21 protein-coding genes and 1 pseudogene are annotated in these 21518 nt (G+C 59.5%); 3 read left to right on the top strand and 19 right to left on the bottom strand.

Annotated features, from left to right (window positions below; translation table 11 throughout):
• Window positions 1-23 precede the first annotated feature (23 nt).
• The 4 genes and pseudogenes from glgX to glmS form a co-directional block, all read right to left on the bottom strand.
• A pseudogene (gene glgX / locus RY113_RS16440) lies at window positions 24-2144 on the bottom strand (glycogen debranching protein GlgX).
• A gap of 27 nt (window positions 2145-2171) precedes the next feature.
• Entirely contained in the window at window positions 2172-3737 is a 1566-nt protein-coding gene (locus RY113_RS16435; protein WP_315915457.1) for an NAD(P)H-hydrate dehydratase, read from the bottom strand.
• Window position 3738: 1 nt separating this feature from the next.
• Complete coding sequence (locus RY113_RS16430; protein ID WP_110105586.1) at window positions 3739-4086, bottom strand: holo-ACP synthase; 348 nt, start codon at window positions 4084-4086, stop codon at window positions 3739-3741.
• Window positions 4087-4165: 79 nt separating this feature from the next.
• Window positions 4166-6100 carry a glutamine--fructose-6-phosphate transaminase (isomerizing) gene (gene glmS / locus RY113_RS16425; protein WP_315915456.1) on the bottom strand — a complete coding sequence of 645 codons (1935 nt, stop codon included), beginning with the start codon at window positions 6098-6100 and terminating at the stop codon, window positions 4166-4168.
• A gap of 141 nt (window positions 6101-6241) precedes the next feature.
• Here glmS and coaA point away from each other — a divergent pair, with 141 nt between their 5' ends.
• The 3 genes from coaA (at window position 6242) to mscL (ending at window position 8715) form a co-directional block, all read left to right on the top strand.
• Window positions 6242-7210: a type I pantothenate kinase gene (gene coaA, locus RY113_RS16420; protein ID WP_315915455.1), complete on the top strand. Its 969-nt coding sequence runs from the start codon at window positions 6242-6244 to the stop codon at window positions 7208-7210.
• Entirely contained in the window at window positions 7210-8244 is a 1035-nt protein-coding gene (locus RY113_RS16415) for a D-alanyl-D-alanine carboxypeptidase family protein (RefSeq protein ID WP_315915454.1), read from the top strand. Before coaA ends, RY113_RS16415 begins: the two co-directional genes overlap by 1 nt.
• Before the next feature lie 63 nt (window positions 8245-8307).
• Window positions 8308-8715 (top strand): large conductance mechanosensitive channel protein MscL, encoded by a 408-nt coding sequence (mscL, locus tag RY113_RS16410; RefSeq protein WP_110105583.1) that lies wholly within the window; start codon window positions 8308-8310, stop codon window positions 8713-8715.
• 124 nt (window positions 8716-8839) lie between these two features.
• Here mscL and glmM read toward each other — a convergent pair whose 3' ends face one another.
• From glmM to RY113_RS16335, 15 genes are all read right to left on the bottom strand, one after another.
• Window positions 8840-10186, bottom strand: a complete 1347-nt coding sequence (gene glmM, locus RY113_RS16405; RefSeq protein ID WP_110105582.1) for a phosphoglucosamine mutase — start codon at window positions 10184-10186, stop codon at window positions 8840-8842.
• Between the two features lie 256 nt (window positions 10187-10442).
• Complete coding sequence (gene rpsI, locus RY113_RS16400; protein WP_110105581.1) at window positions 10443-10958, bottom strand: 30S ribosomal protein S9; 516 nt, start codon at window positions 10956-10958, stop codon at window positions 10443-10445.
• Window positions 10959-10995: 37 nt separating this feature from the next.
• Window positions 10996-11439, bottom strand: a complete 444-nt coding sequence (gene rplM, locus RY113_RS16395) for a 50S ribosomal protein L13 (protein WP_110105580.1) — start codon at window positions 11437-11439, stop codon at window positions 10996-10998.
• A gap of 226 nt (window positions 11440-11665) precedes the next feature.
• Window positions 11666-12574: a tRNA pseudouridine(38-40) synthase TruA gene (locus tag RY113_RS16390; RefSeq protein WP_110105579.1), complete on the bottom strand. Its 909-nt coding sequence runs from the start codon at window positions 12572-12574 to the stop codon at window positions 11666-11668.
• Between the two features lie 205 nt (window positions 12575-12779).
• Entirely contained in the window at window positions 12780-13295 is a 516-nt protein-coding gene (gene rplQ, locus RY113_RS16385) for a 50S ribosomal protein L17 (protein WP_110105578.1), read from the bottom strand.
• Window positions 13296-13377: 82 nt separating this feature from the next.
• Window positions 13378-14388, bottom strand: a complete 1011-nt coding sequence (locus tag RY113_RS16380; RefSeq protein WP_110105577.1) for a DNA-directed RNA polymerase subunit alpha — start codon at window positions 14386-14388, stop codon at window positions 13378-13380.
• Between the two features lie 132 nt (window positions 14389-14520).
• Window positions 14521-14922, bottom strand: a complete 402-nt coding sequence (rpsK, locus tag RY113_RS16375; protein WP_038464649.1) for a 30S ribosomal protein S11 — start codon at window positions 14920-14922, stop codon at window positions 14521-14523.
• 107 nt (window positions 14923-15029) lie between these two features.
• Window positions 15030-15407 carry a 30S ribosomal protein S13 gene (rpsM, locus tag RY113_RS16370; protein WP_103464846.1) on the bottom strand — a complete coding sequence of 126 codons (378 nt, stop codon included), beginning with the start codon at window positions 15405-15407 and terminating at the stop codon, window positions 15030-15032.
• 185 nt (window positions 15408-15592) lie between these two features.
• Window positions 15593-15706, bottom strand: coding sequence for a 50S ribosomal protein L36 (rpmJ, locus tag RY113_RS16365; protein WP_011775570.1), 114 nt, complete (start codon window positions 15704-15706; stop codon window positions 15593-15595).
• 29 nt (window positions 15707-15735) lie between these two features.
• Entirely contained in the window at window positions 15736-15957 is a 222-nt protein-coding gene (gene infA, locus RY113_RS16360) for a translation initiation factor IF-1 (protein ID WP_009358723.1), read from the bottom strand.
• Window positions 15958-16159: 202 nt separating this feature from the next.
• Window positions 16160-17140, bottom strand: a complete 981-nt coding sequence (locus RY113_RS16355; RefSeq protein ID WP_315915433.1) for a P1 family peptidase — start codon at window positions 17138-17140, stop codon at window positions 16160-16162.
• A 160-nt stretch (window positions 17141-17300) separates the two neighbouring features.
• Window positions 17301-18659 carry an ABC transporter substrate-binding protein gene (locus RY113_RS16350; protein WP_315915431.1) on the bottom strand — a complete coding sequence of 453 codons (1359 nt, stop codon included), beginning with the start codon at window positions 18657-18659 and terminating at the stop codon, window positions 17301-17303.
• Between the two features lie 52 nt (window positions 18660-18711).
• The gene (locus RY113_RS16345; RefSeq protein ID WP_245932095.1) at window positions 18712-19575 is read right to left on the bottom strand and encodes a carbohydrate ABC transporter permease; all 864 of its coding nucleotides are present in this window, start codon (window positions 19573-19575) and stop codon (window positions 18712-18714) included.
• The gene (locus RY113_RS16340; RefSeq protein WP_179442477.1) at window positions 19572-20534 is read right to left on the bottom strand and encodes a carbohydrate ABC transporter permease; all 963 of its coding nucleotides are present in this window, start codon (window positions 20532-20534) and stop codon (window positions 19572-19574) included. The genes RY113_RS16345 and RY113_RS16340 overlap by 4 nt, the downstream gene beginning before the upstream one ends.
• Window positions 20535-21266 (bottom strand): glycerophosphodiester phosphodiesterase family protein, encoded by a 732-nt coding sequence (locus RY113_RS16335; RefSeq protein WP_315915519.1) that lies wholly within the window; start codon window positions 21264-21266, stop codon window positions 20535-20537.
• Window positions 21267-21518: the final 252 nt, after the last annotated feature.

Raw genomic sequence — 21518 nt, 5'->3', positions numbered from 1 at the left:
CACGCCTTGGATGTGATCTGCATCTAGTCCCGATCCGGGGCGCGCAGTACCAGCACCGAGCGACCGGTGACAAGAACGACGGCGCCCGCCGAAAGTTGGTGCCCCACCACCCCATCCGTATGGATTTCCACTATCCAGTGCATGGCGTAGCCCTGATCCGGGAGGGTGAACTCCACCGCGTCATCACCGCCGTTGAACAGCATCAAGAAACAGTCATCAACTACGGGTTGGCCCCGGGCATCGCAGTCCGGGATACCGCCACCGTTGAGGAAAACCCCAATGCTGTGGCCGAATCCGCTGTCCCAATCCGCAGGCGCCATGGCTGCTGCGTCGGGGCGCAACCACACAATGTCCGGCAGTGCGCCGTCGTCTCCCCGTTCCACAGGGCGCCCATCAAAGAACCGGCGACGCCGGAACACGGGGTGCGCTTGCCGTATCCTTGCCAGCCGGGAGACAAAGTCAATCAACTCGGCATCGGCCTGGTCCCAATTGATCCAAGAAAGCGCCGAGTCCTGGGCGTAGGCGTTGTTGTTCCCGTTCTGGGTCCGGCCCAGCTCATCGCCGTGCGCGATCATGGGCACGCCTTGGGAGAGCAGCAACGTGGTCAGAAAGTTCCTCTGTGTCCGTGCCCGGAGCGCCAGCACGGCGGGATCGCTGGTGGGGCCCTCCACCCCGTGGTTCTAGGAACGGTTATGGGATTCGCCGTCACGGTTCTCTTCTCCGTTGGCGTCGTTGTGTTTGTCGTTGTAGCTGACCAGATCGGCCAGGGTGAAGCCGTCATGGGCCGTGACGAAGTTGATGGAGGCCACGGGGCTGCGCCCGGAATGTCCATACAGATCTGAGGAGCCCGTCAGCCGGGACGCAAACTCGCCCAGAGTTGATGGCTCGCCGCGCCAAAAGTCCCGGACCGTATCCCGGAATTTGCCGTTCCACTCACTCCATTGTGGCGGGAAGTTGCCCACCTGGTACCCGCCGGGGCCAAGATCCCACGGCTCAGCAATGAGTTTCACACGCGAAATGACAGGATCCTGCTGGACCATCTCAAAGAATGAGGAGAGTTTGTCTACATCATAAAATTCCCGGGCCAAGGTGGCGGCAAGGTCAAAACGGAACCCGTCAACATGCATTTCGGTAACCCAATACCGCAACGAATCCATGATGAGTTGGAGTGAGTGGGGAGAGCGGACATTGAGCGAATTTCCCGTGCCCGTGTAGTCCAGGTAATGCTCCTTGTCCCCTTCCATCAGCCGGTAGTAAGCATCATTGTCAATGCCACGGAAGGACAATGTGGGGCCCAGATGGTTACCCTCCGCAGTGTGGTTGTACACAACATCGAGGATGACTTCCAGGCCGTTGCGGTGCAGTTCCTTGACCATGGACTTGAACTCGCGCACTTGTTCGCACGGGTCGGCACTGGTGGCGTATTCGTTGTGCGGGGCGAAGAAACCAATCGTGTTGTAGCCCCAATAGTTGCGCAAACCTTGGCCCAGCAGCCGCTCATCCTGCACAAATTGGTGCACCGGCATGAGTTCGACGGCGCTCACACCCACCTTTTTCAGGTGGGCCACCACGGAGGGGTGAGCCACCCCCGCGTAGCGTCCGCGCTGGTGCTCAGGAACATCGGAGTGCAGCGCGGTGAGTCCCTTGACGTGGGCCTCGTAAATGACCGTCTCGTGGTACGGGGTTCCTGGGCTCCTATCAGTGCTGCCGTCCGGGTAGCTCCAGTCAAAGGCGTCATCCACCACCACACTGCATAACGAGTGGGCTGCCGAATCCTCATCGTTACGTTTTTGCGGTTCCCCGAGTTGATAGCCGAAGACTTCTTGACCCCAATCAAGGCCGCCGGCGATCCCCCGGGCGTAGGGGTCCAGTAGGAGCTTGGCGGCATTGAAACGCAAGCCGTTGGCCGGGTCCCAGGGTCCGTCAACACGGTATCCATAGTGCTGGCCGGAGACCACGCCGGGCACGTAGCCATGCCACACGTACCCGTCTGTTTCCGTCAGCTCCAGCGTGGTCTGCGCGCCGTCCGAGTTGAATAAGCACAGCGTCACCGCCTGCGCACCCTCGCTGAACAAGGAAAAGTTTGTGCCTTCCGCGTCCGCATGGGCGCCCAACGGGTGTGCCCGGCCCGGCCAAATTTCCATGGTTCTCCTTCGAAACGTGGGGGTCAACTAAGAGCCTTTATGGCACAACTGCGCCCAAACTGTAGGGATTCGCTGCGCCAGCTCTCCGGCATTGAGCGGAGCGGTAGGGTTCATGCTTGCCAGCTCACCGTGAAGCGCGGCTGCGAGCGCCGCAATACGGGCAAGTTCACGGGGCTCAGCCGCACTGCGCGGGCCTTCTGGGGCCGGAATGTCCAGGGTTCGAATAGCGGGGGCCGGAACCAGCATGGCCAGCAGGGCCACGATGATCCCGGCAAGGGTGTCTCCGCTACCGGCCGTGGCAAGCCGGGCCGAACCGTTGGCCGCAGTGAACACCACACCGTCAGGCGCTGCGATGAGCGTGGTAGGCCCTTTCAACAAGACCACAGCGCCGAACACTTCAGCTGCCCGGCGTGCCGCAGTGAGCGGCTCCGCCTCTATCTGGGTGCGGTCCAGGTCCAGATTGGCCCGGGCCAGGATTTCTGCCAGTTCACCCGCATGCGGGGTGAGTATTAAGTGCGCGTTCTCAGTTCCCTGCGCGGGGTTCACCAGCGCCAGCGCACCGGCGTCCACCACAGTGGGCAGCCCCGAGGCGATGGCGCTGAGCGCCCGCTCACGCTGTGCGTCATCGCCGTTGATCCCTGGCCCCACCAGCCAGGCCTGCACCCGTGCTTCCCCCGGCGAAGCATCCGAACATACCACTTCGGGATTACGCAGATGGACGGCAGCGGCAACCGCGGCCGGTCCCAGATAACGCACCATGCCGGGCCCACAGGCCGAAGCAGCCGCCACCGCCAGCAATCCGGCCCCGGGATATTGGCTTGATCCGGCCACAATCCCGGCCACACCTCGGGTGTATTTGTGATCGGCACTCTTGGGCTGTGGCAGCATGGCGGCCAGCTCTGAAATCTCTAGCCGGAACAGTGCCGCGTCTGCCAGCGCCTCCGTGATCCCTAGGTCAATGAGCTTTACGGTGCCGGCGAATTGTTCACCCGGGGCACTTAGCAGCCCGGCCTTGTGGGCGCCAAAAGTAATGGTCAGGTCCGCCCGCAGCACGGGCCCATGAACGGCCCCTGTGGTGGCGTCCACGCCGCTGGGCAGATCGCAGGCCACCACTGCAGGCCGGGCGGAGCCTTCCAACTCTTGCAGCCTTGCCACAATCCCGGCTGCTGCACCACGGAGCCCACCTCTCCCACCGGTGCCCAGCAACCCGTCAACCACCACATCGGCCGCACTGACTTCGGCCCACAGTGCCGGTTGGGCCGCGTCCACTTCCGCAATACAACGTCCTCCTGCGCCGAGAAAAGCAGCCAGTGCCTCCGGATGGGTCCGCGCACCGGCGAGCAACGCCGCCGTGCGAACACCGCGGGCCGCCAGCAAGGCACCCGCGTAGAGGGCGTCGCCGCCATTGTTACCCGAGCCAATCAGCAATACGGCCCGGGCCCCATAAACACCGCGTCCGCGTGCCCGCAGCATTGCCACCACGCCCATGGCCAGCCCATACGCTGCCTGGCGCATCAGCGAAGCTCCGCACCCTGCCTCTAGAAACGGCTGCTCGGCGGCGCGGACGGAGGCGGCTGTATGGGCGCTGAGCATGTCAGCTTTCGGCAATCACCAGGGCAGTGGAAATCCCGCCGTCGTGGCTCATGGAAAGGTGCCAGTGCTTGATGCCCTTGGATTTGGCCACGGCAGCCACGGTGCCCTTGACATTGATGGTGGGCCCGTGCTCATCCAACCCAATCCAGCAATCCTGCCAATTCATGCCCGCGGGCGCGCCCAAGGCCTTGGCAACAGACTCCTTGGCGGCAAACCGCGCAGCCAGCGAACGCGTGTTCAGCCCGCGCTCGGCCGGCACAAAGAGGCGCTCTCGGAGCCCGGGAGTCCGCTCCAGCTGGCGGCCGAATCGTTCAATGTCAACAACATCCACACCAATGCCAATAATCATGGCTCCACCTTATCTCCAGTAGCTGCCGCGGCCAGTAATCTCGCCGCAGCTTGTGGGCCGCGGCGAGCAGCCGGACGACTTATTCCACGGTGACGGACTTGGCCAGGTTGCGGGGCTGATCCACGTCATAGCCCTTGGCCGTGGCCAGTTCCAGTGCAAAGATCTGCAGCGGTACCGTTGCCAGAAGAGGGGCTAGGAGCGTGCTGGTCTCGGGAATGTAGAACACATGCTCTGCGTGCTCCCGCACGGATTCATCGCCTTCTTCGGCGATCACAATGGTCTTGGCGCCGCGCGCCCGTACCTCTTGGATGTTGGAGACCACTTTGGCGTGGAGCGAATCGCGCCCCCGCGGCGAAGGAACCACCACAATGACGGGCTGGCCTTCTTCAATGAGTGCGATGGGCCCGTGCTTCAACTCCCCCGCGGCAAAACCTTCAGCATGGATGTAGGCCAGTTCCTTGAGCTTTAAGGCCCCTTCCATGGCTACCGGATAGCCCACGTGCCTGCCCAGGAAGAGCACGGTGCGGGTCTCGGCCATGCTGCGGGCAAGTTCCTTGACCTGCTCTGCGCTCTCCAGGACGCGCGCTATCTTTGCGGGGGTCTTGGCCAGTTCGGCCAGAATGTCCTTGATCTGGCCTTGGAACAAGTTTCCGCGCAGCTGCGCCAAATAAAGTCCCAGCAGATAGGTGGCCGTAATTTGGGCCAGGAACGCCTTGGTGGAGGCCACGGCAATCTCAGGCCCCGCATGCGTGTATAGCACCGCGTCTGATTCGCGGGGAATCGTGGAACCATTGGTGTTACAGATCGAGACCGTAACGGCGCCTTGCTCCTTGGCATAGCGAACAGCCATCAAGGTGTCCATGGTTTCCCCGGATTGGGAAATAGAGACCACAAGGGTGCGTTCATCCACAATGGGATCCCGGTACCTGAATTCGTGAGAGAGCTCCACCTCGGTGGGGATCCTGCACCAGTGCTCAATAGCGTACCGGGCTACCTGTCCGGCATAGGCGGAGGTGCCGCAAGCAAGCACAATGATTCGGTTGATGGACTTGAGAACTGACGGGTCAACCCGCAATTCATCGAGCGTTAGGACACCCTCGCCGTTGGTCCGGCCCAGCAGGGTTTGGGCGACGGCGTCGGGCTGGTCATTGATTTCCTTCTCCATAAAGGAGGGATACCCGCCCTTTTCAGCAGCCGCCGAATCCCAGTCCACCAAGTATTCACGGCCCTGCGCCGGGGTACCGTAAAAATCAGTGATCTCCACGGACGTGCCGGTGATGCTGACAACCTGGTTTTGTCCCAGCTCAACAGCCCGCCGGGTGTAGTCAATGAATCCCGAAACGTCCGAGCCCAGGAAGTTCTCCCCATCACCCAACCCCACTACCAAAGGAGAGTTGCGGCGGGCGGCCACCACTACGCCAGGTTCCGCCACATGCGTGGCCACCAAGGTGAACGCGCCGTCGAGTTGCTGCCCCACAAGCCGCATGGCCGAGGCGAGCCTGCCACCGCCGGCCACTGGACCATCCGCGGCGCCATCCGCATCACCACCATCCGTGCCCAGGCTGGCGTAGATTTCGCCCAGCAAGGTGGCGGCAACTTCACTGTCGGTCTCGGAAGCGAAACTGTGCCCGCGTTCCAGTAAGTCAGCTTTGAGTCCTGAGTAGTTTTCAATAATCCCGTTGTGCACCACGGCCAAGCTGCCCCCGCCAACCACATGGGGATGGGCATTGGCATCTGTGGGACCGCCGTGTGTAGCCCAGCGGGTATGCCCGATCCCGGCCGTTGCGGCGGGGAGCGGGTGCAGTGCCAGCTCTTCCAAGAGTTTGACAAGTTTTCCGCTCTTCTTGCGCATGGCGATGCCATCAGCGCCAACCACCGCAATACCAGCGGAGTCGTAACCCCGGTATTCAAGCCGCCGTAGTCCCTCCACAATTACCTCAAGAGCGCGTTGCCCAGCTGATGCTGCAGTACTTTGAGCCGGGGCGGTACCGGCGTATCCCACAATTCCACACATGAAAATCAATCATAAACCCCTCGGAATTTAGAGGACGTTCTACGTCCTCTGGCATAAGTGACATGAAAAACCATCACCAACCCAGAAGTGTTCTACCACTCTCGTTTCCCACCTCACAGCAAACAAGGCAGAATTGCAGGTGTGACAGCGCAGAGAACCGAGCCGAGCAATAGCGTCAGCGCCTCCCCTTTCGTGGAACTGGACCGCCAGACGTGGTCCCGTCTTGCCAACAAGATTGAGCAACCTCTGGATGAATCCGACATCCAGCGCCTGCGTGGGCTCGGCGACCAGCTAAACCTGCGCGAGATCCACGATGTGTATTTGCCGCTCTCGCGCCTGTTGAACCTCTACGTGGGCGCTGCAGGTCACTTGCACAACGCCACCACCACATTCCTGGGTGAACACGGCTCCCGTACCCCCTTTGTCATTGGTGTGGCCGGCTCCGTGGCTGTGGGCAAATCCACCACGGCACGGGTACTTCGTGAAATGCTGCGCCGCTGGCCGGATACCCCCAATGTGGAACTTGTCACAACAGACGGCTTCCTCTATCCCAACTCCGAATTGGAACGCCGCGGGCTCATGGGCCGCAAAGGCTTCCCTGAGTCCTATGACCGCCGGGCACTGCTGCGATTCGTCAGCGCCGTCAAGAGCGGCGCCGAGGAAGTCCGCGCTCCCATGTACTCCCACCTCAGCTATGACATTATCCCCGGCAAAGAAGTAGTGGTCCGGCGCCCTGATGTGCTCATTGTGGAAGGGCTAAATGTGCTCGCCGCTGCCCGCCCCCGCAGCGATGGACGCTCCGGTCTGGCCGTAAGCGATTTTTTCGACTTTTCGATCTATGTGGACGCCAAGACCAGCCACATTGAGCAGTGGTACATTGACCGTTTCCGTTCCCTGCGCAGCGGCGCATTCGCCGATCCTGATTCCTACTTCCGCCGCTATGCAGCCCTTTCCGATGTTGAGGCAACAGCCACGGCATCGCGCATCTGGAAGAGCATCAACGAACCCAACCTACTGCAGAATGTGCTGCCCACACGCGGCCGCGCCCAGTTAGTACTCACCAAGGACGCCGATCACTCCATCCGCCGCATGCTTTTGAGGAAGGTCTAGTGCCGGTTGTGGGATTCCACCAGACACGGCACCCTCGGCAAACTCTAGGTGCGCGTCTGCACCGTGAATTGTCCTGGCCGCGCCCTGGTGGCGTGCTCCTCTCCCTGGTTGGGGCCACCCTGGTCCTGGTCGGTGCGCTGGCCCTGGACGCCTCCACAGACTCAGCCGGGCCCTCCGGCGCCGCTCCAGCATCCGCACATTCGGGCACGGACGCCTCACAGGTGCTTTCCTCACCCACAGCTTCGGCCACTCCCACCCATGATCCTGCTCCATCGGCAAAGCAGAAACCGCTATCCGCATCAGGAAGCTCCGCGTCCCCCATAGCCCCAGCTACTACCCCAGCGCAGACTCTTGTCAAAGGCGCAGCATCAGGCTCGCCCATCCAAAAGTTGTTCGCCACCGGATCTGAGGTTCCATCAGATAAGAAACTGTTGGATATATTCAATCCCAACAGTTCTTTGGTGCTCGTCAATAAAACGCACCAGCTCAGCCCGCTGAAGTATGCACCAAAAGATCTGAGAGCCCCGGCCGTAACCACAGGCTCACAAGAGCCCGGCGCACTCCGGGCGGAGGCCGCCACTGCTGCAGAACGGATGTTCACCGCAGCAGCCGCTCAAGGCGTGAACTTGACCCTGATGAGCAGCTACCGCTCCTATGACACACAGTTCAACCTCTACAACAGCTATGTGGCCCAAAAAGGAGCCGCAGCTGCTGATACCACCTCGGCCCGCCCCGGCTTCTCCGAGCACCAAACCGGGTTGGCCATTGACATAGGCGACGCCGCTGCAGGGTCAGCATGTGATTTCACCTCATGTTTCGCTGGAAATCCAGCAGCGCAGTGGGTTGCCGCGCACGCTCATGACCATGGCTTCGTGGTCCGCTATGTCCCCGGCGCGGAACTGAAGACTGGCTACTTGGCTGAACCATGGCATCTGCGCTACCTCGGCGTTGGAGCTGCCCAAGACATGAAGGTTCGGGGCATCGCAAGCTATGAGGAATATCTTGGGCTTCCCGGCTCACCCGGCTACAAATAGCGCTACAAATATATTTCTCGCCGAATCCATACAGAATGCCCGCTAATGCGGTAGCTTAAGGGCATGCTAAAGGGATTCAGAGATTTCATTATGAAGGGCAATGTCGTTGACCTTGCCGTCGCTGTCGTCATCGGTGCAGCTTTCGGGGCAGTCATAAACTCCCTCGTAAAGAACATCCTGATGCCGCTTATCGCCGCAATATTCCAGTCACCAAACTTCGATAGTTTCGCCGTTGTCACCATTGGCGGCGTTGATATCCTCTTCGGAGTATTCCTTACCGCAGTGGTTAACTTCTTGTTAGTTGCCGCGGCTATTTACTTCGCCGTGGTTATCCCCATGAACCACATCATCGCCAAGCGCAACGCCAAGCTCGGCATCAAGGAACCGGAGGCCGAGGTTGATCCGCAACTCGCTCTGCTCACCGAAATCCGCGATGCTCTCAAGGCCACGCCCAGCGGCGGGCAGCACTAATTAACCCGAGCTAGCATTCCCCCAACAATAAAGGGCGGCAACCCCACGGTTGCCGCCCTTTATCTTGTCTGTGACGCTTTACCTTGCCCCTGAAGGCACCCCAGACACCCTAGAAACAGGATTCTTAGAGCGAAAGCTCTGCTTTGACTACGCTCACCAAATCGTTACAAATACGTTCTGCCGTTTCAATGTCTCCGGCTTCAACCATGACACGCACCAGCGCTTCGGTGCCCGAGGGGCGTAACAGGACGCGCCCGGTATCGCCGAGTTCGCTTTCGGCTTTGGCCACCGCGGCATTGATGGCAGGAGTGGAGGAAGCCCGGTTCTTGTCCACGTTCTTGACGTTGATCATGATTTGCGGGAGCTTGGTCATGACAGCAGCCAATTCCTTCAGGCTCTTGCCTGTTTTGGCCACCTGAGCCGCGAGCTGCAGCCCGGTCAACAACCCGTCTCCTGTGGTGGCGTACTTGGAGAAGATCACGTGCCCGGACTGCTCGCCGCCGAGGGTGTAGCTGCCCCGCCGCATCTCTTCGAGCACATAGCGATCCCCCACACCGGTTTCACGGACCGTGATGCCAGCATTACGCAAGGCAATCTTCAAGCCCAGATTGCTCATAATGGTGGCCACAAGGACATCATCTTTGAGCTCTCCAGAAGCCTTTTGAGCCAGGGCGAGGACAGCCATGATCTGGTCGCCATCTATGACGTTGCCCTCGTGGTCCACTGCCAGGCAACGATCAGCATCGCCGTCATGAGCGATCCCCAAGTCAGAACCAGTTGCCAGAACGGTTTCCTGCAGCAGTTCCAAGTGCGTGGACCCAACACCTTCGTTGATGTTCAGCCCGTCAGGTTCGGCACCAATGACAGTAATCTGCGCACCCGCGTCCGTGAAGACCTGGGGGGAGCATCCGCTGGCTGCGCCATGGGCACAGTCAAGGACAATCTTCAGCCCGTCCAAACGGTTTGGCAGTGTGCCCAGCAAGTGAACAATGTAGCGATCCTCGGCATCAGCAAAGCGTTGAATACGCCCCACGTCAACACCTATGGGCCGCACAGCATCGTGCTGGAGCTGAGACTCAATGGCGTCTTCAACATCGTCAGCGAGCTTTGTGCCACCCCGCGCAAAGAACTTAATGCCATTATCTGGCGCCGGGTTGTGGGAGGCGGAGATCATCACGCCAAAGTCTGCGCCGAGGTCGGCAATCAGAAACGCCGCCGCGGGAGTAGGCAGTACACCTGCGTCATAGACGTCCACGCCGGCACTTGCCAGCCCAGCCACCACGGCAGCACCAATGAACTCACCGCTGGCTCTGGGATCACGGGCAAGCACCGCTCGGGGGCGCTTGCCCTCGCTCATCTGCTCATGACCGAGCACAACAGCTGCGGCTTGTGCGAGGGATAAGGCCAATTCAGCCGTCAGTAGGCCATTGGCCAAACCGCGGACACCGTCTGTTCCAAATAATCTTGACATCTTCTTCAGTCTAAATCATGGAACTGAGAAAACCACCGCACCCCACCCATGCGCCCGCTCACAGTGTTCCATTGGATAAGGGCATGCCGATGGCAACGGTTCATGCCAGCACGCAAAAATGCCCCGCTACAAAGCGGCCGGGCATTTTATGGAAGCACAGAAATTAGCGCTTGTGGAGCCAAGCGCTAATATCAGCGCAGGGTACCAAAAAATCCCCGGTCGCGAAGCGACCGGGGATTTTCTGGGAGCGCTGAGATTAGCGCTTGGAGTACTGCGAAGCCTTACGAGCCTTCTTCAGACCAGCCTTCTTACGCTCGATGACGCGTGCGTCACGGGTAAGGAAGCCTGCCTTCTTCAGGATCGCGCGGTTGTTCTCAACGTCGATCTCGTTCAAGGAACGAGCAACGCCCAGACGCAAAGCACCGGCCTGGCCTGATGCACCGCCACCGTGGATACGGGCCCAGACGTCGTAAGCACCATCGAGATCGAGGATGCGGAACGGGTCGTTAACTTCTTGCTGGTGCAGCTTGTTCGGGAAGTAGTTGGACAGCTCGCGGCCGTTAACAACCCACTTGCCGGTGCCGGGAACCACGCGAACGCGGGCAATTGCCTGCTTGCGACGGCCAACAGCAGCGCCTGATACGGTCAGTGCCGGGCGTTCCTTCTTGGGTGCTGCATCAGATGCAGCTGAGCTTTCGCTCGTGTAGCTAGTCAAAACTTCTTCCTCGGCCACAACGGCTTCGGTGTTCAGCTCTTCAGTGTTCTGAGCCACGATTCTCCTTGATTAATGATTGAGGCGGTGGCCAGGACTACTGGGCGACCTGGGTAATTTCGAAAGTCTGGGGCTGCTGCGCTGCGTGGGGGTGCTCGGAGCCGCGGTAGACCTTCAGCTTGCTGATCTGAGCGTTGCCCAGCTTGGTCTTGGGGAGCATGCCAGCGATGGCCTTCTCCACTGCGCGAACCGGGTTCTTCTCCAGCAGTTCTGCATAGTTGACGCTTGACAGGCCGCCCGGGAAACCGGAGTGGCGGTAAGCGCGCTTCTGTTCGAGTTTGGCGCCGGTCAGGGCAACCTTCTCGGCGTTGATGATGATGACGAAATCGCCCATGTCCATATGGGGAGCGAAGGTCGGCTTGTGCTTTCCACGCAGCAGTGTTGCGGTCTGGCTGGCAAGACGGCCCAAGACAACGTCATTGGCATCGATGATGTGCCACTGACGGTTGATATCGCCGGGCTTCGGGGTATACGTACGCACGGTTTTTGCCTTCGTTTCTTGTTCTTAGGTGGTGTCACAGATGGTTGACACCTGCTATCTATGCGTTTACCGGAACAGAGGTGAGGGCTCTAACACCAGTCATCCTGACACTTCCCGATGACGCCCATTCAGTGGTAGTCCTGCAACCGGACCTGTAACGGGCGCGTGGTATCGGGATAGGACACGCACAACGACTATCCACGATACCTTTAATAATAGGCCAAGGTCAAAGCGGGGTACCAAAGGCTGTTACGGGTGCCCGTCGCGTCCGGGTTAAGGTGGCGCGTTCATGAAGTTCAGCCGCGTCCGGGTACCGTACTTCCTCGAAAATTAGCGGGTGGGCGCTTGCCAGCACGGATTTGGCGTCCCTGACGCCCGCCAACTGTCTCTCCCGCATCCAATGCGGACCCTCCATGCCCTGCCCGACCCGCAGCGCCGCACCTGTCAATGCACGCACCATGTTGTGGCAAAACGCATCGGCCTGGATGTTGAGGTTAATCACACCGTCATCCCCACGGGTGAAATCGAAGCGCTGCAGGGTCCGCACTGTGGTGGAACCCTCGCGCGGTTTGGCAAAGGCCTTGAAATCTCCCAGCCCCAGAAGCTCGGCGGCCCCGGCATCCATCAGATCGGCGTCAAGGTCCTGGTTGAACCACAGGGTCTGCGTGCGCAGTAACGGATCCCGCTTGGTTGAAGCGTCGGCAATCCTATAGCTGTAGCGCCTCCACAGGGCCGAGAACCGCGCGTCAAAACCATGGCCGGCCCGTTGCACCCTCTGGATCTGAATGGCCCCCTGGGAGTCCTTCAGGACCCACCCCAGCGCCCCGTTGATGCGACGGAGCAGGGCCAGGCACGGTTCGACGGTATTGTCTCGGTTCAGCCCATCCCATTCCGCCTGGGTGAAGTCGCAATGGGCCACCTGCCCGCGGGCGTGAACACCTGTGTCCGTACGTCCTGCCACTGTGAGGCGCACGAGTCGGCGCATGATCAGCGCCAGGGCCTCCTCCAGGGTTCCCTGCAGTGTCTGCAGCCCCGGCTGAATGGCCCACCCGCTGAAGGGACCGCCGTCGTACGCAATGTCCAGACGTACACGGACAAGGCCTAGTTCTTCGGGAGAAGGATGGTGGTTTTGCATGCCTGAATTCTACCGGCCAGCCATGGCGTCACCGAATTGGATCCGCAACCTCAGTAACCAGTCTGGGGCACCGCACGGGCCACAATACGGCTGCCCAGGCGAGGCACACAGAACAGCGTAGTCCCAGACCGTTAAATGCGGCAAGGACCCGCCACCTTGAAGGTGACGGGTCCTTGCTACTAAAACAAAAGCTTTCGCTTATGAATTACTTGGTCTCTTGCGCAGCTGCTTCTTCAACCTCTACTGCAGCTTCTTCAGCTACAACTTCGGTCTCTACAACTTCTTCAACCTGAGCTTCTTCAACCGGGGCGGCCTTGGCGGCAGCAGCGGTAGCTTCCTTCACAACGGCCTGCTTGGGGCTAACCGGTTCCAGAACGAGCTCGATGACAGCCATGGGAGCGTTGTCGCCCTTACGGTTGCCGATCTTGGTGATGCGGGTGTAGCCGCCATCGCGGTTTTCTACAGCCTTGGCGATGTCGGTGAACAGCTCATGGACAATGCCCTTGTTGCTGATCAGGCCGAGAACGCGGCGCCGTGATGACAAGTCGCCACGCTTTGCGAAAGTTACCAGTCGCTCTGCGTAGGGGCTCAGGCGCTTGGCCTTGGTCAAGGTGGTGGTGATCCGCTTGTGCTCAAACAGAGCAGCGGATAGGTTCGCGAGCATCAGGCGCTCGTGAGCCGCTCCGCCTCCGAGGCGGGGACCCTTAGCGGGTGTAGGCATGGTGTTTCTCCTCAAGTGTCAGCCGCCAGGTGCGCACATCAGCTGTGTGCACCGGGACGGCTAATAAAAATTGTTGTTCGGCTTAGAGCTCGTCGTCGCCAAATGCGTCGTCGTTCTCATCAAGGGCTGCGGCACGGGCGGCCAGGTCAAATCCTGGAGGGGAATCCTTCAGGGACAGACCAAGCTCAACCAGCTTTGCCTTTACCTCGTCGATGGACTTCGCACCGAAGTTACGAATATCCATCAGGTCAGCCTCTGAGCGAGCAACGAGTTCACCCACGGAGTGGATGCCCTCACGCTTGAGGCAGTTGTAGGAACGAACCGTCAGGTCCAAGTCCTCGATCGGCAGGGCCATGTCTGCGGCAAGAGCGGCATCCGTCGGGGACGGGCCAATCTCAATACCTTCAGCAGCAGTGTTCAGCTCGCGGGCCAAACCAAAGAGTTCAACCAGCGTGGTGCCGGCAGAGGCAATGGCATCTCGCGGGGAGATGGCCTGCTTGGTCTCTACGTCAACAATCAGCTTGTCAAAGTCAGTGCGCTGTTCAACACGGGTGGCCTCCACGCGGAAGGTCACCTTCAGAACGGGTGAGTAAATCGAGTCAACCGGGATTCGGCCAATCTCGGCATCTACGTTCTTGTTCTGGGCAGCCGAAACATAGCCGCGACCGCGCTCGATGGTCAGTTCGAGCTCGAACTTACCCTTCGAGTTCAGGGTGGCAATGTGCATGTCGGGGTTGTGGAATTCCACACCGGCCGGCGGGGCAATGTCAGCAGCCGTAACAACGCCAGGGCCCTGCTTGCGCAGGTAGGCGACGACAGGCTCGTCATGCTCCGAAGACACGGAGAGTCCCTTGATGTTCAGGATGATCTCAGTGACATCTTCCTTAACACCGGGAACCGTGGTGAACTCATGCAGAACACCATCGAGGCGGATGCTGGTGACAGCAGCGCCAGGGATGGAGGACAGCAGGGTCCGTCGCAGTGAATTTCCCAGGGTGTAACCGAAGCCGGGCTCCAGCGGTTCAATAATGAACCGTGAGCGATTCTCGGAAACTACTTCTTCAGATAGGGTGGGGCGCTGTGCAATGAGCACTGGGTTTTCCTTTCAGCGAGCATCCGCTATATGACGCAACACAGGTAGTGGAAATGACGGCTGACAGAACTTAATGGCGGCGAAGTTGGCCTCCACCATGAGGTGAAGGCCAACTCTGCTGCTCAAGAACTGCTAGACGCGACGGCGCTTGGGCGGACGGCAGCCGTTATGGGCGCTGGGCGTGACATCCGAGATGGAGCCAACTTCGAGGCCAGCAGCCTGCAGTGAACGGATAGCCGTTTCGCGGCCCGAACCCGGACCCTTTACGAAAACGTCAACCTTGCGAAGACCATGCTCCTGTGCGCGCTTGGCAGCTGCTTCAGCAGCCATCTGTGCAGCGTACGGAGTTGACTTACGCGAGCCCTTGAAGCCAACTTCACCGGCAGAAGCCCATGAGATGACCGCACCGTTCGGATCCGTGATGGAAACGATGGTGTTGTTAAAGGTGCTCTTGATGTGCGCCTGGCCCAGCGCAATATTCTTTTTATCCTTGCGACGCGGCTTACGAACCGCTCCACGAGTCTTTGGGGGCATTTTATTCTCCTACGAAAGTTTAATAAGGGGGCGGCACGGGCATGGGCCCACGCTTGCCAGTTTTTGTGAAGGCTACGCAAGTAGACTTCCCAACCGGCTAGCGGGATCTACCTGCCGGCCTTCTTCTTGCCTGCGACGGTACGCTTCGGACCCTTGCGGGTACGTGCGTTGGTCTTCGTGCGCTGGCCATGCACGGGCATGCCACGACGGTGGCGGATACCCTGGTAGCTGCCGATTTCAACCTTGCGGCGGATATCAGCTGCTACTTCGCGGCGAAGGTCACCCTCAACCTTGTAGTTACCCTCGATGTTGTCACGCAACTGAACGAGTTCAGCGTCAGAAAGGTCCTTGACACGGACGTCCGGGGAGATCCCCGTTTCGGCCAGGACTTTCTTTGCACGGGTCTTGCCCACGCCGTAGATGTATGTAAGCGCTACTTCCAGCCGCTTTTCGCGGGGAAGGTCTACGCCAGCGAGACGTGCCATATTTGGCTGCTCCAATGTGTAAACCGGAGGTCGTAGACAGTACACCCGCACATTTTGTGAATGCGGCCCTGGCCTCCGACCAGGGGTCCGTTGTACGGTTGCGAAAAAATTCGCCTTCGCCCAACTTGTGCTGCCTTATTAATTTACTTGCGTGAGCAAAAGCCCGGGATTTCCCAGAAGGGAAATTAGCCCTGGCGCTGCTTGTGGCGCGGGTTCTCGCAGATCACCATGACTCGACCGTTACGGCGAATCACCTTGCACTTATCGCAGATCTGCTTGACGCTCGGCTTAACCTTCATGGCGTTCCTTTGCGTGATTGCAGTTGTGGTTACTTGTAGCGGTAGACGATACGACCACGGGTAAGGTCGTATGGGCTAAGCTCCACCACAACTCGGTCCTCAGGAAGGATACGAATGTAGTGCTGGCGCATTTTCCCTGAGATATGGGCAAGAACGATGTGCTTGTTCGTCAGCTCAACACGAAACATCGCGTTGGGCAGCGCTTCCGTCACAACGCCCTCGATCTCAATGACCCCGTCTTTCTTGGCCATATCCTCCGCTAACTTTGTTGCGCCGGCTTGTGCAGCTCCTGGAAGGAACTGAGTCAGTCCGGCGTTCGATTTGCTACTGATTTATTGTTTGCCTGCAATTACTCAGCGACGCTTTGGCATAACACCTGCGTTTGCTGGGCGCCCCACAATAGAGCAGGCACAGACAACCAACAACCTACTCTAGTGCATAGTGCCAATTAAGTTAAATTGAGCCCTGTGGCGTCCCGTCAGGGAACCGTGGCAGGATCCCCCACGGGGTTTGAACGGCCTCGGCTTGGGCCACACCATCCAAAATGGCCAGGCGCACGGCCTCAGCCGCGGCACTTTGGAGTTCAATGAGCGGTGCAAGGGGGAATGCCGGATGCGGCGCTAAAACATCCGCACAGGTTGCCAGCGTGAAGATGGTGTCGCCGTCAGCCAGCGTGTGCACGGGATTCAGCGCCCGGGCCATGCCGGCGTGGGCTGCGGTGGCAGTGCGTTTGGCCTGCGCCGCCGTGAGAGTGGCGTTGGTGGCAACAACTGCCAACGTGGTATTCAGCCCCTCCTCCGCCGGCACGCTTTGTGCACCCGGCACCCAGGGGATGCCTGCGGCGTTGACCACGGCAAGGGCACCCACCACAATGTGGGCATTCTCACCCGTCAGCCTGATGGCGGCTGTGCCCAGCCCACCCTTATATTTTCCTGCCCCAATGGCTGCCCCGGTTCCGGCACCCACGTTCCCGCGGACGACGTCGGCCCCTTCCGTTGAGCTTGCCGCGTCCAGTGCCGCCTCATACCCCATGGCGGCGTTGGGCCGGGCAGAAAAATCGCCTCCGCGTCCCAGATCGAAGATGGCTGCGGCAGGGACAATGGGCACCACTCCCCCTGGTACCGCGAACCCCCTGCCATTTTCCTCACACCACTGCTGCACTCCCCCAGCGGCTGCGAGTCCGTAGGCGCTGCCACCTGTCAGCGCCACCGCATCCACCGTAGCGACCATGGTGGTGGGATCCAGCGCATCCGTCTCGTGGGTGCCGGGGCCGCCGCCACGGACATCCACCGAACCGATGGTGCCCGGGGGTGGTAAAACTACGCTCACCCCCGTCAACCAGCCGTCGGTGCGCCGCTGGGCCTGCCCCACCCTGATGCCTGGCACATCAGTGATGGTGCTCTGCCGTGACGGCTTTTTCTTGTCCTGTGACATCAGCTGGACTCCTTTGTTGTGCCGGGTTGCCTGCCACGATTATGCCGTGCACCCGGATCTGCCACCAGTGCACCGCAGCCTGATGCTCCACAAAAAGCGCCCAGCCCCGCGTACCCACTGTTCTCCAACAGTGGGTACGCGGGGCCGGGCACGGAAGGGCTCAGTCCTTCAACTTCGGCTGAACAGTCTTGGTGTAGATGCTCTCCAGTTTTTCTTGAAGTTCACCCAGGCTTGTGGCGACATCGGCTTTCTCATTCATGATTTTCGCGGCTGCGTTTGCCATTTCCAGGTCCGCACCGGGGAGGAATACGCGGGCGTAGTCTTGGCTTCGTGTGACCTTTAGTTGGTCAAGTGCGAGCTGTATTTGGGGAGTGGTGGCCAGTACGGCAGTCATGTCTGCATCATCGCGAACCGGCATGTAGCCTGTTGCTGCGGAGAACCGTGCAGTGTTTGCCGCGTTGGTGATGAAGGAGACAAACTTTGCTGCCGCCAGCTGCCGTTCGGGGGACGTCTTTGCCGCAATAACCAGCCCTGCCCCGCCTGTGGGGCAGACTGGCGAGGCGGAGACGCTGCCCCCTGGCAGGAAGCCAACACCAATGTTCATTTTCGCTGTTTTGGCGGCTTCGAGTGTTCCCACCAAGTCCCCTGTGGAACTCACGGTGGCACTGACAGCTCCGGCACTCATGTCTGAGACGGCATCTTTTGAGGAGACACCTGCCCACTTGTCTTTGGTGATGCTCTCCTGTACCCAGGTCATGGCTTTGATGGAGGCCTCTGAATTCGCTGTGATTTCCCACTCCTTGGACCATCCCCCGCCCTGGCCCCACAGTACGTTCTGCAACGTCCATCCCGCATATCCGGCTAGTGCCGGATATTGGTAGGCATGCTGGTAGCCCTTGTTGCCCGCATTGGCAGCCTGGATCTTTGGCGCCCACAGTGCAAATTCTTCCCACGTGGCAGGAGCCCTATCAGGCAGTCCCGCCGCCGCGAAGTGGTCCTTGTTGTAGTAGAACAAGGGTGTGGAGCGAGCGTAAGGGACGGCCCAATGCTTGTCCGTGTACTTGTAATCGCCAAAGAGCGTCGCGTTGAACCCCGCACTCTTGTCCCCCACCAAAGCCAGAAGCTCATCCAGTGGCATGACAGTTTCTGCCAAGGCGTACCGGAACCACCACACATCTGAGGCCACCACAACATCGGGCACATTGTTCCCGGCCTGGGAGGTCTGGAACTTCTGTGCAACCTCTTCGTAGTTGGCCCCTCCGGTGATCAACTCAACTTTGATGCCGGGGTTGGCCGCTTCAAAGTCCGCGATCAGTGCCGCTTCAATATCGGCTGACTTCCCCGGGTGGCTGGACATGAACGTGATCTTGGCTGCCGGTGTCACCTTGGCCCAGTCAGTATTCATGGCGGCCGGTACATTGCCGCCCGTGCTAGGTCCTCCACACGCGGCCAGTGCAACTGAGCCCAGACCCAGCCCTGTGACGGTGAGGAAATTTCTGCGATTAATGATCCGTGACATAGTGAATTTCTCTTTCTTTCCTGAACAACTTGTGGAAGGGGAAACTTTTTTCTTACCCGGTGACGGAACCTTGGGTCAGTCCGTCAACGATGAAGCGCTGGAGTGCAGCGAAGATGAGCAAAATGGGCACAATGACTATCACGGCACCGGCCATGAGCACGCCCCAGGCTTGAGCTGTGGAGTCGCTATTGGCGAGCAGCGTCAAGCCAACAGGAAGTGTCATCATTTCCGGTTTGTCGGTAACGATGAGCGGCCAAATGTAGTCATTCCACTCACCCACGATTGTCACCAGCGCCACAGTTGCGATGCTGGGCCCGGAAATTGGAACCACTATCTGAAACAACCTGCGCAGGTGTCCAGCTCCGTCAATCTCGCTCGCTTCCAGAATGGACGGCGGCAGTGAGAGAAAATGTTGGCGCAGGAGAAAGGTGCCGAAGGCAGTCCCTAGTCCCGGCAGGATGATGCCCCAGTACGTGTTCAAGCCATCCAGGCCCGCGATGAAGATGTAGTTGGGCAGCACAGAAACTTGGGGCGGGACCATCAGTGCCACCAAGATGGCCAGAAAGATTGCTCTCTTGAAGGGAAAACGGACAAAGACCAAGGCGTAGGCTGTCAGGATTGCCAAAGCACACTTGATACTTGAGCCGATCACCGTGACAACCACACTGTTAATGAAGAACCGCACAAAAGGCACGGTCGTGGCGGCCTGGGCGTAGTTCTCAAGCGTGGTATTCCGTGGCAGCACAGAAAGCTGCGTGGTGACAATCTCGCCGGGACCTTTCAAGGAAGAAAGAACCATCCAGAGCAAGGGCGCCACAACCACAAACGTGGCCAGTACCAGCGGTAGGTAGCCCGTGGCGATGGTCCGCGCCAGGTTGGCTTTAGAGAAGGCATGGGGCAGGGTTGTGGTGCTCACGCGTAATGTACCTTCCGTTCGACGAACCGCAATTGCAATCCCGTCATGATCAGCAACAGCACGAACAGCACTACCGAGATGGCCGCTGAATAGCCTGCCCTGTTGTAGGCGCCAAACGCCTGCAGGTACGCCTCAAAGATGAGCGTTCCCGTGCCATTTCCTGTGGGTGTCATGATTTTGATGATGTCGAAGGCCTGGAGGGAACTGAGTGTGCTCGTGATCAGCAGGAAGAACGTTGTTGGCGAGAGCAAGGGCAGCACCACGAAGTAGAAGCGTCTCAGGGGACCCGCACCATCGAGTGTGGCGGCTTCCATGACGTCGTGCGGCAGTGACTGCAAGCCAGCCAAGTAGACGATCGCGCAGTAGCCCAGGTTCTTCCACACGAACACAAGGATCACCATCACCAGTGCCAGGGCGGGATCGTTGATCCATTGTGGGCTGGCCAGCCCCACTCCTCTCAGTACCCAGGAGAGGACCCCGTAGACGGGATCAAAGATAAACAGCCACACCATGCCCACGCCAACTCCGGACAGCACATAAGGGGCAAACACCGCTGACCTGGCTAGTGTGCGACCTGGAATCTGTTGATTCAGAGCAACAGCCACCAGCAGGCCCAGAACCATGGCGCCCCCAACGGTGGCCACGGTGAAGACCGCAGTTGTTCCAAGTACCGAACCGGCATCACCGGAGTGGAAGAATTCCACATAGTTCCCCCAGCCAACCACCGTGGCGTCAACAGAGCCCAGTGTCCAGTCCAGCGTGGAGTAATAGATATTGCTCAGTAGCGGTCGGTAGGTGAACAGTGCAATCAGGAGCAGGTTCGGCAGTGCCAGGGTGAGGAACACCAGAGCCTCTTGGCGCGCCCGTGGGGAGAAGGTTTTGCGCCCCGGAACCGGAAGCCGGACATCGGCGGCCACTGGGTTAGCCGTGTCGGCTGCAACCGCTTCTAAAACGGCCATCTATTCCACCTGCCGGGCGTGCGTGGGAACGGAGCAGAGCGCAGTGCGAATCAGTTCCGGATCATCGGTGCAGAGGGCGTCTACACCCATGTTCGCCAGCTCGTGTGCCCTGTCCGTGTCATTGACCGTCCACGCCCAGACTTTCAGTCCGCTGGCGTGGATCATGTCTATGGTGGTGTGGTCCAGAAGCCCCTCCCACACCGAAACCCCTGTGCTTTTATGCAGAAGTGCAAAGTCTATGGATTCTTGGAGGTCTCCCCCACCGTCAGCATTCATTTCCCAACCAAAAGTGGCTGGCTGGCAATCACTGCCAGGGGCAAGCTCACACATTTGCGTCAGTGCGGTGAACTGCATTGATGAACAAAACCAGTCAAGGCCAGGATGCTCGGCTATGACGCCGAGCACTGCGGCCACGGAAGTGTCATCTTTAAGCTCGATGTTGACCCGTACCTTGCCAGCTGCCATGCCCAGCACTTGGTCCAGCGTTGGCACAAACTGTCCATGACCAGCATCCAGCAAACCAAGCTGGACCGCCGTGAATTCACTGATTCTGCCGGTGCCGTTTGTGGTGCGGTCCACAGTTTCATCGTGGATCACCATGGGGATTTTCTCTGCTGAGAGGTGGACGTCAAGCTCAATGCCGTCAACACCTAAGTCAATGGCTCGAGAGAATGCCGCCAGCGTGTTCTCCGGCAGATGCGCTGAAACCCCGCGGTGGGCATAAATGCGCATATACACGTTCCCCTCATTAGTCTTCCCGTGGTCAAACTCTCCCGCCTGATGGCGGGGTTCCGCACGGGTGCAATGACCAAGTTACGCATGGTGTTGACACATCCGGTGAGCACCAGATGGATACAAGGGAAACTACGCTTAAACAGTTGTGCCCCTGCCCTGACGAATTTGCGTCAAGGCAGGGGCACGGCGAGCGTTGGGAGGAGTTGGGTGGGCCCCCAGCTCCGAGGGACCCGAGGCGAGCTTGCGAGC

This window comes from Arthrobacter sp. lap29, from assembly GCF_032458965.1.
GTDB classification, from domain to species: domain Bacteria; phylum Actinomycetota; class Actinomycetes; order Actinomycetales; family Micrococcaceae; genus Specibacter; species Specibacter psychrochitiniphilus.
Note: the sequence above shows the minus strand (reverse complement) of the source record. Positions and strands in the feature narration are given on the sequence as shown.